Source organism: Nocardioides sp., assembly GCF_035503875.1.
Taxonomy (GTDB): domain Bacteria; phylum Actinomycetota; class Actinomycetes; order Propionibacteriales; family Nocardioidaceae; genus Nocardioides.
On record NZ_DATJTA010000068.1, the window covers coordinates 21,195 to 35,632 of the forward strand.

The following is a 14,438-nucleotide window of genomic DNA, read 5'->3' on the forward strand; positions in this document are numbered from 1 at the left end:
CTCGCCCTGATCGCCTTGAGCGCGCTACTCGCTCTCGCCATCTCCTACGTCGGCCTCAACGACGAGCGCGCCCCCTGGGTATCGGACGAGCAGGAGAGTCGGCCTGCGGCATCGTCGACCCCGGGCGGACCGCAGGAGAGCACTCCGGCTGTGGTGGCCACCCCGTCGCCTCGGTCGCCGTCCACCGCGGAGCAGGAGAACCAGGTGGCGGAGTCCCCCGTCGCGACGCCTTCGTCGAGCGAGAAAGCCGTCTTCACCGCGGGCCCGACCTCGCCGCAGGGCAGCACCGACGACTCGAACGTCAGCACTCCGCAGCTCCGATTCTGGAACGTCCCGCCGCCGGATACCCAGGCCGCTGGTCACCTGCGCACGGAGGACGGCGGGCTCCACGGCACCTATGCCTGGGTCGACGAGCTGAGCGGCGACTGCCAGCCGTTGGAGATCTCGTGGTTCTTCACCGGTATCCCTTCCGGCGCCTACGACGTCGAGCTGTTCACGCCCGACGACGGGCGCGAGGCCTCGGTGCTCAGCATCACGGGGAACCTCTCGACGACGGTCGTGAACCAGGTCGACAAGAAGGGCGGATGGACCTATCTGTTCACGGTCCGTACTCGCGAAGGCTCGCAGGGGCAGACCGTGCTGAATGTCTCCGCACGCCAGGAGGAGCTCGCCGGGGGACGCCGGTGCCAGCCGACCGGTCGCGTCCTGCTGTTCGACACGGTGCGCATCACCCGCGCCAGCGGCGCCTGAACCGGGCGGGCTAGACGTCCCATCGGGGCAGGTCCCGGAGAAGACGTTCCGGCCACGCCCGCGACGATCCTCTGTGAGCATGCTGCCGTCAGGCCGCGGGGTGGTCGCTTCCTCGCCCATCGATGCGACGCGAGGATCGTGAGGTGCGCGTGTGAAGCTACCGACGTCCCGCTCGGGAGTCATGCGACGCCCGCCCCGTCGCGTTCGTCGGGAGGCGACCCCGAGCCCGGGGTCCCGCAACCGCCGGAGGCCTGGTGCCGATCGAGTGGACCTGAGCTGGTGGGGCGCCTGGCTGATGATCCCGGCGCTCGTGCAGCTGCTGCTCTGCGTGGGCTCGGCCTGGGTCGCCATCGAGATCTGGCGGGAGAACTTCCAGCAGCCCCAGCGGGCGCCGATGGTCGAGGCGGTGGACGCAGTCGTCGCCCAGTTCCCCGACCTGCCTGACGACCTCCGTGCCCAGTTCACCTTCACCGTCACCGACCCGAGATCCGCGACGCCGTCGACGATGGAGGTGCACGTCGGCGAGGTGCCCGCTCGGGATGTCGACGACCGGCTCCAGCAGAAGCCACAGCACTCGCAGACGGTCACGCTCACGTTCTCCGACGCCATGGCGGACGCCTTGAGTGACTGCCGGTACGACACCATCCGCCTGAAGGACGGCGAGCCGTTCGGAGAGTTCGAGTCGACCGTGCCGGGCGACGCTGTCGGAGATCTCGCTGCATCGATCGTCGGGTCCACCTTCACCAGCTACGTGCTCTACAACGGCGAACCGACTCGTTCCTTCGACGACGTGGTCCCCGCATGGCGCGACGCACACGGACCCCTGCGGAAGATCGACGTGCCCGTCGCGGTGCACCCCGATGGCTCGGCCGGTGCGCGACTGCACTGCGAGGTGGCCGACGAGTACCTGTGGTCCAAGCGGAGTGCGACGTACCTGCTCACGACCCCGAGGCTGATCCTCGCGTACCCCTCGGGATCGAGCCCCGACGGCAACGTGCGGGCCAACGTCGTCAACTCGACCCGGGTGGCGACGAACGACGCCTTCTACTACTTGAGAGGAAGGGAACAGATGCACCTGTTCCCTCATACGGCCGAGTTCCATGACACGAGCGCACACGGCGGTGGGGTGCCGATTCCCGAGGGGCCGGCGACCGCATTCGTCTGGGAGTCGAGTCTCGTCTTCGGGAGCGCCGACGCCGAGGAGCAGCGCGACCAGGCCCTGCTGCTGCTCGGTCTCCTGCTCGCGCTGGTGGCGCAGTTCGCCATCGGCACCGTCGCCGGGGCGTGGCTCTTCGGTGCGCGACGGCACCGGGAGCGCTCGGCACGGGGAAGCCGGACCTTCCGCCGTGCCCGAGGAGACGCCTAGCCGGCGTCTCCCAGAGAGCCGCCGGGCCAGCATGCGAAACACGACGTTGACCCCGGCATGTGGCGACCGTCACGATAGCGCGCATGAATCGTTTCATACTCGGATGGAAGATGTCATGAACGCGCAGCGGACGCGGCGCCCGACGAAGGTGGCGGGCCTCGGCGCCCTGGTGGTGAGCCTGTCGGCCGGGGCGCTGGTGGCGCTCCCGCCCGGCTCCGCCGTCGCGGCCCCCGGCACGGCGCCCGGTGAGCCGACGGGACTGGTCGTCGACGACGTCGCACGGCCGCTCAACGCGGACCTGACCCCGCGGTTCGGCTGGCTGCCGACCGACGCCGACGGCAACGAGGTCCAGACCGCCTACGAGGTCGAGGTGCGCGACTCCAACGGCGAGGTCGTGTGGGACAGCGACAAGGTCGCCTCGGCCCAGCAGGCGTACGTCGACTACGCCGGCTCGGCGCTCGAGCCGGGCGAGGCGTACGACTGGCGGGTCCGCACCTGGGACCGCACGGACCAGGCGTCGCCGTGGGCGGAGGCCACTTTCGAGACCGGCCTCGGTGACGAGGACTGGGGTGACGCGGAGTGGATCCGCCGGCCCCCGGGCAACCCCGACAACGCGACCGGGCCGCTCCAGATCGTCGACGGCAAGGGCCGGGTGACCGGCAACGCGAGCCAGCCGATCACCGTCGCGGCCACCGGCACCGACTGGACCGACTACGTGTTCTCCACCGACGTCACGGTCGTCTCCAACGCCGCGGCCGTCGTCTTCCGCGCCCCGAACGACCGCAACGGCTACATGTGGCAGCTCCACGACGCCGACAACATGCTGAAGACCCACCGGATGGTCAACGGCGCCTTTCCGACCGACGCCCGGCGCAACGTCCCGCTCGACGTGACCCCCGGTACGACGTACCGGCTCAGCATCAGGGTCGAGGGCCAGATCTTCACCACCAGCATCAACGGCACCCAGGTCGACACCTGGACCGACCCCGCGGCCGCCGGGTCCACCGCCGGGACGATCGGGTTCCGCCAGGCCACCGGGTCGCGGGGCGCCGAGGTCGCGGAGTTCGACAACGTGGAGGTCACCTCCCTCGACGGCGAGCAGGTGCTGTTCAGCGAGGCCTTCGACGGCGACCTCACCGGCTGGGCGGAGCCCACGCCCACCCGCGAGGTCGACGAGTACACGCTGGCCCGCCGTGAGGTCGACGTCCCCGCCGGCGAGATCGTCCGGGCGCGCACCTATCTCTCCGCCAGCCACATCGCCGAGCTCTACCTCGACGGTGAGCGCGCCGACCGGATGACGAACTACGGCTACCCCGGCGAGGGGTACTACCAGGCCGCCGACGTGACCGACCTGGTCACCGCGGGCGAGGAGCTCTCGCTCGGCGCGATGCTGCACTGGTTCAGCTCCGGCCAGGGTCGCGCGGCGGCCGAGCCCGGCCTGCTGATGCGCCTCATCGTCGAGTACGCCGACGGGCAGGAGTTCGTGGTCACCACCGACGGCTCCTGGAAGGTCCGTCGCGGGCCGTACGACCTGAAGGGGACCCGCAACGGCGAGGGCCTCTACATCGAGGCCCCGCGCGGCGACCAGGCCGCCGCGATCGGCGACTGGAAGGCGCAGGGGTACGACGACAGCGGCTGGGCCGACGCCGTCGTGATCGGCGAGCACCCGACGGCGCCGTTCACCACGCTCGCCGGCCAGCAGACCCGGCTCACCGAGACCGTCGTCCGGCCCGAGCGGATCCTCACCGCCGAGGACGGCACCCCCGTGGCCGACTTCGGGGTCGTCCTCCCCGCCCGCCCCGCCATCCACTTCGAGAACGGCGTCGCGGGACGCGAGATCCCGATCCGGGCCAGCTACGGCCTGGCCGAGAACGGCCGGGTCTCGACGGCCGGGATCGACACCCAGGGCACGAACATGACCTGGCCGTACACGCAGGCCGACGGCGCGCAGGACTTCGAGGCGTTCGGACACCTCGGCTTCCGCTACCTCGAGATCCCCGGGGCAGGGGAGGAGATCACCACCGAGGACGTGTCCGCGACCGTGGTCCACACCGAGGTGCCCGAGGACGGCGCCTCGACGTTCAGCAGCTCCGACGAGACCCTCGACGCGGTCTACGACCTGATGCAGCGCTCGCTGCTCTACTCGGTCCAGGAGACCTTCGTCGACACCCCGACGCGCGAGCAGGGTCAGTTCCTCCACGACACCGTCAACATCTCGCACGGGCTGATGACCTCGCACGGCGAGCGGGTCGCCTCGCGCCAGGCCATCCGGGAGTTCATGCTCAGCCAGGCGAGGTACTGGACCACCGGCAACGACGCCGGGCGCTACAACGCGGTCTACCCCAACGGTGATGGGAAGCGGGACATCCCCGACTTCACCCAGGTCGTGCCCAGCTGGATCTGGAACTACTACGAGGACACCGGCGATCGGGCCGTCCTGGAGGACACGTACGACGAGCTGGTCGCCACCGCCGGGTACGTCCGCCGCCACATCGCCACGACCGGCGCGACCGAGGGCCTCGTCACGCAGCTCACCGGTGGTTCGGGCCAGTACCTCTACGGCATCGTCGACTGGCCGGCGCACGGCCGCTTCGGCTACGACATGAGCGCCACGGCGCGCACCACCGTCAACGCGCTCGGCGTCGACGTGCTGCGCACGGTCGGTCGGATCGCCGAGGAGCTCGGCAAGCCCGCCGACGAGGTGGCCTCCTTCACCGAGGACGCCGACAAGCTGGCGGACGCGATCAACGCGAAGCTCCGGCGCGAGGACGGCGTGTACGTCGACGGCATCCTCGCCGACGGCACGCAGTCGCCCCACGCCGGACAGCACTCGACGTCGTACGCCGTCACCTTCGGCATCGCGCCGGCCGCGGACCTGCCGGCGCTCGGCGAGTACCTGGCCTCGATGGGCATGAAGCAGGGGCCGATGACCGCGCACGTGCTGCTGCGCGCGCTGGCCGGGTCCGGCAACGGGGAGGGCCTGCTGCGCCTCCTCACCAACGAGGACGACTTCGGCTGGGCCGGCTGGCTGGCCGGCGGCGGCACCTTCACGCCGGAGTCGTGGGAGCTCAGCGGGTCGGCGAACAGCGCCTCGCACGGCTGGGGCTCGGAAGGCCTCGTCGACATCCACGAGTCCGTGCTCGGCCTCGAGGTCACCGAGGCGGGGGCCGGCACGGTTCGGTTCTCCCTGCCCGACACCGGCCTCACCGAGGCGTCGGGGTCGCAGCTGACCCAGCGGGGCCGGGTCACCTCGACCTGGAGCCGTACCGAGGGCGGTGTCAGCCTGAAGGCCGGCCTCCCGGTCAACGTCTCCGGGACCGTCGAGGTACCCGAGGCGCCGGACGGGTCGACGTACGAGGTCCGGGCGCCGAGCGGCGCCACGGCCGAGCTGGTCGGCACCGAGGACGGCGTGACGACGTACCGGATCGGCTCCGGGGAGTGGACCTTCACCCAGGTGAAGGACGTGCCCGCGCCCGAGGCGCCGGTGTCGGTCGTCGAGCCGCAGATCACGGGACGACCGGTCGTGGGCGGACGGCTCCGGGCCAGTGCCGGTACGTGGCGCCCGGCCGCCGTGACCACCCGTGTCCAGTGGCTGCGTGACGGTCGGGCGATCCCTGGCGCCACGGCCTGGACCTACCGGCCGACAGCCGCCGACGTCCGGTCCCGCCTGCAGGCGGTGGTCACCGCCACGGCCGGTGGAGTCAGCTCCACCGCGACCTCCGCGTCGGCGGGCCGGGTCGCGAAGGCCGCCAGCCGGGTCCGGGTGCGCACGCCCGGCGTGGTCCGGAAGGGCCGCCTGGCCCGGATCGCCGTCCGGGTCAGCGCCACCGGCGTGAAGGCCGACGGCTGGGTCCGGATCCGCAACGCCGGGGTGAACCGCCGGGTCCGCCTCGACGACGGCCGGGCCACCCTCGCCGTCCGGGCACGGGGCAACGGCCGGAGCGTCGTCAAGGTCGTCTACCTCGGCTCCGACTCCGTCGCCCGCGGCACCGCCCGGACGACGTACCGGGTGCGCCGCTGACGGCACCGATATCAACAGAAGGCCCCCGTCCTGCAGCTGCAGGACGGGGGCCTTCGTCGTCAGGTCAGCGGCGTCGCGGCTTCGTGACGGTGACCCTGATCGCCGTGCTGCTCGGCTCGTAGCGGGCGTCCCCGCCGTAGCGGAGCACGAGCCGCGCCTTGCCGGGCCTCGTCCGCTGGGGCAGCTTGACGCGGACCCGGGCCGTGCCGTGGGTGACGCGGGCGGTCCCGACCTGCTTGCCACGGTGGAGCACGCGGACCCTGCCGGTCGGCTGGCCACCGGCGGGCGAGCTGACCCACAGGCGCAGGACGAACCGCTTCCCGGCGGTCGGGCGGGCCGGGCTCTGGGCGAGCTTCTTGACCCGCGTGGCCTTCTTCGCGGGCGCGGGCGCGTTGGCCGGGGCGACCCGCTGGCGGGAGTCCGGGATCAGCCGGACCGGCCCGAGCAGCCCGGTGGCCTGCGTCGTCGCGCCGAGCATGGTCCCGATCCCCAGGGCGGTCGCCTTGTTGCGCAGCGTCGATCGGAACTCCACGCGCAGCTCGTTGCTCCCCGGGGTCAGCAGCCGGGTGATGTCGACCTGGGAGATCGCCGTCACCTCGGGGGTCGCGAGCCGACCGTTGACGTAGACCTTGACCGACCCGCCCTCGACCTTGCCGAGGTCGAGGCGGACGCCGCGGTCCGGCGCCGTCCACGCCGCCGGCAGCTCGACCCTCGAGGTGTACGTCGCCACGCCGGCGACGTCCTTCAGCTGGCCGATCGAGCGCCAGTCGGCCAGCTCGACGTCGGTGAGCTCGTGCGTGGGCTGGTCGGGCTCCGGGCCGGTGGCCTCGACGCTCACGTCCCAGGTCGAGGCGCGGATCGGTGCGGGCAGAGCGGGCGTGGTGAGCCGGGAGGTGCGGCCGTCGCTGTAGGTGACGGTCCGCGTGCCGGCGGTGGTGCCGGTGACCGTGAAGGCGCCGCCGGCGAAGTCGACGTCGGCTCCCCCCGCGGACGTCACGTGCAACCGGTCGTCGACCGTGTTCTTGGGGAACCCGAGCACGGTGTTCTCGCCGGGGGCCAGGGTCACCGGCACGACGATCCGGTCGCCCGCCTTCCGGTACTGCGCGAGCGCGGTGCTGGAGCCGGTCCACAGGTCGAGCTCACGGGGGCTGCCGGTCGCCTCGAACGCGATGTCGGTGGACACCGGCCTCGTCGTCGGGTTGTAGACGTAGTACAGGTCGGACGAGGTGGTCTCTCGACGCTGGCTGTAGAGCTGGTCGCCGGTCGACCAGGACGTGCTTGGCCGGACGCCGAGCCGGTCCAGCGCGGCGCCGACCCCCGCGTCGGAGGCGACCTGACGCACGGACGGTGCGGCCAGGATCCGGCGCACCGCGGCCGTGACGCGTGCGTTCGCGGCCTCCGGGTCGGCGCCGTACGTCGCGGCCCGGCTGGGCGCGTCGCCGACGATCACCACCGCCAGGCCGGCCTCGGCCTGGGCGGCGACGGCCTCGGCGGCCGCGGGGTCGATCGACCGCTGGTCGATGACGAGCGCGCGGTAGGCAGGTCCGTCGGGGTAGAGGACGCCGTTCCTGCCGGCCTCCGGCTCGGCGAGGCCGGCGGAGTCGACGTACTGCAGCTGGTAGCCGCGGGTCTCGACGGAGAGCCCGTCGAACAGCCCGGGCACCGGCGTACCCGCGCCGAGGCTCGGGGTGGCGGCGGAGGTCAGGAAGCCGTCGTACAGCACGGCGACGTCGCTGCGCGGGGTGCCGGACTGCAGCACGTAGGTGCCGCGCGCCCAGTAGTCGGCCAGCGGCTCCCAGTCCTCCCACTGGGGGAAGGTGTCGGCGTTCCACGACTCGGCGACGATGTCGCCGAAGCGCGAGGTGCCGGGCCACGCGGCGTCGGGGGTCTGGTAGGCGTAGCCGTGCACGATCGGGCGGCTGATGCCCATCGCCCACGAGGTGTCCATGAGCTGGCGGTACGAGCGCATGGTCGGCATGAAGGCCGGGATGGCCGCGCCGAGCTCGCTGCTGACCTGCGTCTGCCCGCCCTGGTGGGAGCCGCCGACCGCGGAGCGGTAGTGGTCGGCCATGAACCGCCACGCGCCCTCGTTGGCGCTCAGCACCTGCGCGGGGTCCCAGGTGCCGGCGTTGAGCGACTCGTCGTCCATCAGACCGCCGGCCCGGGCGAGCTCGCGTGCGGCGCGGGAGGTGTTGAGGGTCTCGCCGAAGGCCGCCTGGGTGCGGAACCGCATATCGGTCTCGTCGGCGAAGTCGATGAACGGCTGCAGGTGCTCGTCGGCATACAGGTCATCGAGGGTGCGCCAGTAGTCGTTGAGGACGCGCTGGCCGTCGCCGCCGGGCAGGGTGAAGTCGGCCGGCGGGAGGGTCGTGGGCTGACCGGTGTGCTTGAAGTCGAAGGCGTACTGGCTCATGCCCTGCATGAAGACCAGGGGGAGGTACGTCGTCAGGGCGTAGCCGCGCCGCTCCTCGAACTGGTCGAGCATGTCCCGGGTCCAGTACTGCGACGCGGTGTGGTTCTCCAGCGAGTCCTCGAAGTACGCCCCGCCGACGCCCGGGAGCGCCGCCTTGTTGGCGTCGCCGAGCTGGTGGTCCCCGACGTAGCCGGTCGCCGCGCGGGCGCTCTCGGCGTCGAAGAGGTTCGCGACCCCGGTCTTGCCGCCGCTCGAGGCACGCGACCAGAAGGCGAAGACGATCCAGTCGCCGTCGGGCGCGGTCCACTCGAGGCTCCCGTCCTCGACGTCGTCGGTCAGGTCGACCAGGGAGGTCGGGTCGAGCACGGTCGAGCGAGCCGGGGGCTCGTTGGCGGTCGTGACGACCGGGCCACGGGAGGTGACCCGCGCGGCGGTGACCGCGACCAGCGTGGCGCTCCGGTCGGTGACGCCGTCGAAGGCGGCCGGGACCGGGCCGCTGAACGTGTCGCCACCGGTGACGTCGGCGCGGCCGTACTGGAGCTCGAGCTCGGCCAGGCCGCTCGCCTCGTCGGTCGCCGGTGTGGAGACCGGCCAGGCCGCACCGAGGGTCATGTCGAGCTGGAAGTCGTTCTCCCGCGCCCACTCGACCGCCGCCGCGAGCGCGTCGCGCTGCGCGGGGGTGGCCCAGCTGCCGGCGTCGTACGCGATCTCGGCGCCGCCGAACCCGGCGCCCTTCATGTGCTCCAGGTCGGCGACCGTCTGCTCGGCCGTGAGGGGCGCGGCCCACCACCAGCGCATCATCGGGCGGAACTCCTGCGACGGCTCGGCGAACGCGGCGGCGTCGCCGAGCGGATCCGAGACTCCGGCCAGGGCGGTCGACGCGAGGGGTGCGACGGCCGAGGCGGCGGTGCCGGAGCCCAGACCTCCCGCTGTCACGCCGACCAGGGACATCGTGAGGACCGCGACCGCGCCCTGCAGGCGGGTACGCCGTCCCCAGAGCCTCCGATCGGGCCGAGGAACTGTGCTCATTCGTGCCGTCCGTTCTCGCAGCACGCCCCACGCCGGACGTGGAACGTTTCAAAGGATGTGACGGGCGTCATCCTCACTTAAGTGCTGACACTGCGTCAACGGATAGCGCGACGGCGCTGCCCTCCGGGTGGGGTGTCGGGCGGGATCAGCTGCTGGAGAGCGTCCGGCGCCAGACGGCGAGCATGGTGGCGAAGGTCTCCCGGGCGGCCTCGTCGCGCCCGTCGGTCCAGTCGTCCTGGATCTGGAGTCGCTGGATGACGCCGAGAATGGAGGTGGACAGAGCCCGCCAGGTCGCCTCGACCGGGAGGTCGGGGTCGATGGAGCCGTCGCGCTGCCCGGCCCGGATGAGCTCGTACAGGCCCGCGTCGCCCTCGGGGGACGGGGCCAGGGGGTGCTGCTCGCGGTCCGCCTCGCTCATCCGGTGCACGCGGAAGCTGAAGTCGTAGAAGCTCGTGAACCGCAGCATCGCGGGGTCCGCCGTGAAGACCTCGAAGGCGGCCTCCTGGATCTGGAGCAGTCGCTCGAGACCGTTGGCCGCCGGGCGCGTGGTGGCCACGTCGGCGATCCGGCTGCCGAGGACGGCGATCACCCGCCCCTGGGTGGCTGCGACGGCGGCCTCGAGGGTGACGAACTGCTTGTAGAACGTCTGTCGGCTGATCTCCGCCCGCTGGGCGATCTCGGCCACGGTCAACCGCGACGGATCCTCGGCGACGATGGCGATGATCGCCCGGGCGACGGCCGCCTCCTGCTGGTCGCGCAGCGTCTCCCACCGCGGCGATGGCGCGCGGACCCGTCTGCTCACCGGGCCAGGTTAGGGGGACGGCGGTCGCCGCGGCTCCGCGGCCGCCGGCGCCGTCGGCTCAGGTGCGGCGCCGGGTGCGCGGCAGGTGCCGGTCGGCGAAGCCGTCGTCGTGGGTCAGCTCCGTCGAGAGCGTGTCGATGAGCCGATCCATCGCGGCGGCCAGTGTGAGCAGCTCCTCGGGGGGCCAGTCGCGGAAGGTCTCGCGCAGGGTCTCGACGCGCGCCCGGCGTACCGCGTCGACGCGACGGCGTCCGGCGTCGGTGATGCTGACGACCACGGTGCGGTGGCTGTCGGGGTGCCGGTCGCGCAGGACGAGCCCGGCGTCGGCGAGGGGTGCGACGCGCCGGGTTGCGGTCGACGGGGTGAGGTCGAGCTGCTCGGCGATCTCGCCCATGGTCATCGCCTCGCCGTGGGCGAGTCGGGACAGCAGGAGGAACGTCGTGCGGTCGAGGACCGGCTCGCCCCCGGCCTCGCCGCGGTGGAAGCGGTGGAACTCGCCGAGCCGGATCAGCCAGGCGATGGACTCCTGGATGCGGAGGAGGTCGGCATCCACGGACGGTTCCGGCGCGCTGCTCATGGGGTCATCGTGCCCGAAGGTCTCGCGATGCAAGAAAGATTAGTAAGTCGACCCGTTCACTAGGTAATGTCACTTGCATCGTGCAAATGACGGCGCTGGAGGGACGAGACGTGACGGAGCAGATGGTGGCGGAGCCACGCGGGCTGGCCGAGAGGTTGGCCGGGGTGCTGGCCGAGGTGCGGAGCGGATCGGCCGAGCGCGAGCTCGCCGGCGAGCGGCCGCGGGACGTCCTGGACCGCCTGCGGGGGACCGGGTTCCTGACGCTGCGGGTGCCGCGGGAGCACGGGGGTGCCGGCGCGAGCCTGCGCGAGGTCTTCGAGGCGCTGGTCGAGGTCGCGCGGGCCGAGTCCAGCGTGGCCCAGGCGCTGCGCGCCCACCTCGCGTACGTCGAGGGGCTGCGGTTCGCGCCCGAGGGGCCGGCCCGCGCCGGTGCGTTCGACCTCATCGCCGGCGGGGCCGTCATCGGCAACGCGATCACCGAGCCGAGCGGCGCGGCCGCCGGCGACTTCGCGGGGCTGGCCACCACCTTCACCCCGGACGGTGACGGCTGGACGATCAGCGGCACCAAATTCTACTCGACCGGCACGCTCTACGCCGACCACGTGTGGGTGTGGGGCGTGACCGACGCCGGCGTCCCCGCGAGCGCGCTGATCCCGCTCGACCGTCCGGGCATCACGGTCGTCGACGACTGGGACGGCTTCGGCCAACGCGCCAGCGGCAGCGGCACGACCCACTTCGACCGGACGCCGGCCACCGCGGCCGAGGTGGTCGTCGCCGGCACCGAGGCGCCGCCGCGCCTGGCGATCGGCGCCTTCCTCCAGCTCTTCCTGACCGCGGTCGTGGTCGGCAACCTGGAGGCCGCGAGCGACGACGCCCGGGCGCTGCTGCGCGGGCGGACGCGGGGGATCACCCACGGCGCCGCCGACCTGCCGCGCCACGACCCCGTGCTGCTGCAGCAGGTGGGTGACATCGCCGCCAAAACCTACGCCGCGCGGGCGATCGTGCTGGACGCGGCGAGCCTGCTCGACGACGTCGACGCCCGGCTGCACGCCGGCGAGCTCGACGGGGCCGCCGCCCAGGAGGCCGGCCGCCGGGTCGCCGAGGCCAAGATCTCCGTCGACCGGCTGGCCCTGGAGGCCGCCACGGCGCTCTTCGAGGTGGGCGGCGCGTCCGCCACGCGCACCGGCGCCAACCTCGACCGGCACTGGCGCAACATCCGCACCCTCGCCTCGCACAACTCGACCCGCCTCAAGGCGCGCGTCATCGGCGACCACGTCGTCAACGGCACCGAGCTCCCCGACAACACCTACTTCTGACCCACCGGCATCCCAGGAGACACCCCGTGACCGAGACCACCCGCACCATCCCCGTCGCCGCGTTCGGCCCCGGCGCCCGCAGCGTCGACGTACCCGTCCTCGACTCGCACCTGCATCACGTCGAGCAGGGCGAGGGCGCGCCGATCGTCTTCCTGCACGGGAGCCCGACCAGCTCCTTCCTCTACCGCCACGTGTTCCGGGCGCTGGAGGGGCGCGGCCGGCTGCTGGCCGTCGACCTGATCGGCTTCGGCGACTCCGGCCGCCCCGCGGTCGACTACGAGCTCGCCGACCACGAGCGCTACCTCGACGCCTGGTTCGACGCGCTCGACCTGCGCGACGTGACGCTCGTGCTGCAGGACTACGGCGCCGCCTTCGGCGTCTCGTGGGCCGCCCGGCACCCCGACCGCGTGCGCGCCGTGCTGCTGGCCGAGCCGGTCATCCGCGACATCGAGTCGTCGGCGCTGCCCGAGGCGTTCGTCGGCGCCCAGCAGCTCATCCGTACGCCGGGCGACGGCGAGCGGTTCGTCGTCGAGGACAACGGCTTCATGACCCAGGTCTTCCCGGGCGCGTTCCTTCAGCCGCTGGCCGAGGAGGACCTCGCGGTCTACCAGGCGCCGTTCCCGACGGCGGAGTCCCGCGCCCACCTCATCCGCTTCCCGCGCAACCTGCCGATCGACGGCGTCCCGGCGTCCAGCGTCGCGTTCCTCGCCCGCAACGAGGACTGGCTGCGCTCGTCGGTCGACGTGCCCAAGACCCTGCTCACCTACGAGCCGGGCTTCCTGATGACGCCCGCGATCGAGGCGTGGGTCCGCGAGAACGTCGCGAGCATCGAGGTCCACCCCGGCGGCGCCGGCGTGCACTTCGTGCAGGAGGAGCAGCCGCAGGGTCTCGCCGACGCCGTCGTCGCCCTCCTCGCCCGGGCCGAGGCGGTCGCCCGATGACCGCGACCGCCACGAGCGCCGCCGTACGTCCGGGGTCCGCCGAGCTCGACGCCCTGCTCGCCCGCATCGCCGAGGGGTCCGCCGAGCGCGAGGCGACGGGTACGGCGCCCTTCGAGCAGATCGACTGGGTCAAGCAGGCCCGGCTCGGCGCCTTCCGGGTGCCCGTCGCGGAGGGCGGGGGAGGCGCCGGCGTACGCGACCTCTTCGACCTGGTGGTCCGGCTCAGCCGCGCCGACTCCAACGTCGGCCACCTGCTGCGCGCCCACTTCGGCACCGTCGAGGACATCCTGCTGTGGCCGGCCTCGCCGCGCCGTGACCGCTGGCTCGGCCGGGTCGTCGCGGGGGAGCTGTTCGGCAACGGCAACAACGAGCTCGGCGCCAAGCACGCCGGCGACTTCAGCAAGTCGACGACGTTCACGCCCGAGGGCGACGGCTTCGTCGTCAACGGCACCAAGTACTACTCGACCGGCACGCTGTACGCCGACCACACGTTCGTGACCGGCGTGACGGACGCCGGCCTGCCCGTGACCGCGCTGCTGACGCTCGGCACGGACGGCATCACCGTCGAGGACGACTGGGACGGCTTCGGCCAGTCGCTCACGGCGACGGGGACGACCCGCTTCGACGGGGCGCGGGTCGCGGCCGAGGACGTGACGCTGCCGCCGGAGGACCTCTCCTCGATCCCGCGCTGGCACCTCGGCCCCTTCTACCAGCACTACCTCAACGCGGTCGTGGCCGGGAACGTGCAGTCCGTGCTCGACGACGCGGTGACCCTGATCCGCGGTCGCGGGCGCAGCTTCACCCACGGCTCGGCCGACCTGCCCCAGGACGACCCGGTGCTGCAGGAGGTCGTCGGGGAGATCTCCGCGCTGGCCTCGGCGGCCGTCGCCGTCGTCGGCGAGACGGCCGACGTCCTGGCCCGGATCCCGGCGGGCGTCGTCGACGGCCGCACCGACGACGCGCTGGTGCACGAGGCGGCCCTGCGCTCCTCGCAGGCCCAGGTGGTGGTCCACGACCTCGGCCTGCGGGCCGCCACGCTGCTCTTCGAGGTCGGCGGGGCGTCCGCGGTCAAGCGGTCGGCCAACCTCGACCGGCACTGGCGCAACATCCGCACCGTCGTCTCCCACAACCCGGTGCGCTTCAAGAACCGCGCCGTCGGCGACCTGCTCGTCAACGGCGAGACGCTGCCCGACAACACCTACTTCTGAAAGGCGGTCGGCTCC

The 14,438-nt window shown here is 72.6% G+C and carries 9 protein-coding genes; 6 read left to right on the forward strand and 3 right to left on the reverse strand.

The window, feature by feature from the left end:
• The first annotated feature begins 204 nt into the window (after positions 1-204).
• From VMF51_RS16225 to VMF51_RS16235, 3 genes are all read left to right on the forward strand, one after another.
• A complete protein-coding gene (locus VMF51_RS16225; protein WP_325475494.1) occupies positions 205-750 on the forward strand; it encodes a hypothetical protein in 546 nt (181 codons plus the stop codon).
• Between the two features lie 265 nt (positions 751-1,015).
• On the forward strand, positions 1,016-2,116 hold the full coding sequence (locus tag VMF51_RS16230; protein WP_325475495.1) for a hypothetical protein: 1,101 nt from the start codon (positions 1,016-1,018) through the stop codon (positions 2,114-2,116).
• Between the two features lie 115 nt (positions 2,117-2,231).
• Complete coding sequence (locus VMF51_RS16235) at positions 2,232-6,137, forward strand: family 78 glycoside hydrolase catalytic domain (RefSeq protein ID WP_325475496.1); 3,906 nt, start codon at positions 2,232-2,234, stop codon at positions 6,135-6,137.
• Between the two features lie 64 nt (positions 6,138-6,201).
• Here VMF51_RS16235 and VMF51_RS16240 read toward each other — a convergent pair whose 3' ends face one another.
• From VMF51_RS16240 to VMF51_RS16250, 3 genes are all read right to left on the reverse strand, one after another.
• The gene (locus VMF51_RS16240; protein WP_325475497.1) at positions 6,202-9,579 is read right to left on the reverse strand and encodes a glycosyl hydrolase; all 3,378 of its coding nucleotides are present in this window, start codon (positions 9,577-9,579) and stop codon (positions 6,202-6,204) included.
• 145 nt (positions 9,580-9,724) lie between these two features.
• A complete protein-coding gene (locus VMF51_RS16245; RefSeq protein WP_325475498.1) occupies positions 9,725-10,381 on the reverse strand; it encodes a TetR/AcrR family transcriptional regulator in 657 nt (218 codons plus the stop codon).
• Positions 10,382-10,439: 58 nt separating this feature from the next.
• Complete coding sequence (locus tag VMF51_RS16250; protein ID WP_325475499.1) at positions 10,440-10,958, reverse strand: MarR family winged helix-turn-helix transcriptional regulator; 519 nt, start codon at positions 10,956-10,958, stop codon at positions 10,440-10,442.
• Positions 10,959-11,068: 110 nt separating this feature from the next.
• Between VMF51_RS16250 and VMF51_RS16255 the strand changes: the two genes are divergently transcribed.
• The 3 genes from VMF51_RS16255 to VMF51_RS16265 are packed head-to-tail and all read left to right on the forward strand — an operon-like array spanning position 11,069 to position 14,423.
• On the forward strand, positions 11,069-12,274 hold the full coding sequence (locus VMF51_RS16255; RefSeq protein WP_325475500.1) for an acyl-CoA dehydrogenase family protein: 1,206 nt from the start codon (positions 11,069-11,071) through the stop codon (positions 12,272-12,274).
• A 26-nt stretch (positions 12,275-12,300) separates the two neighbouring features.
• Positions 12,301-13,215: a haloalkane dehalogenase gene (locus VMF51_RS16260; RefSeq protein WP_325475501.1), complete on the forward strand. Its 915-nt coding sequence runs from the start codon at positions 12,301-12,303 to the stop codon at positions 13,213-13,215.
• Positions 13,212-14,423 (forward strand): hypothetical protein, encoded by a 1,212-nt coding sequence (locus VMF51_RS16265; protein ID WP_325475502.1) that lies wholly within the window; start codon positions 13,212-13,214, stop codon positions 14,421-14,423. Before VMF51_RS16260 ends, VMF51_RS16265 begins: the two co-directional genes overlap by 4 nt.
• Positions 14,424-14,438 lie beyond the last annotated feature (15 nt).

Coding starts and splice junctions, on each gene's coding strand:
- VMF51_RS16265 (WP_325475502.1), top strand. CDS start 13,212: ATGACCGCGACCGCCACGAGCGCCGCCGTACGTCCGGGGTCCGCCGAG.
- VMF51_RS16240 (WP_325475497.1), bottom strand. CDS start 9,579: ATGAGCACAGTTCCTCGGCCCGATCGGAGGCTCTGGGGACGGCGTACC.
- VMF51_RS16250 (WP_325475499.1), bottom strand. CDS start 10,958: ATGAGCAGCGCGCCGGAACCGTCCGTGGATGCCGACCTCCTCCGCATC.
- VMF51_RS16235 (WP_325475496.1), top strand. CDS start 2,232: ATGAACGCGCAGCGGACGCGGCGCCCGACGAAGGTGGCGGGCCTCGGC.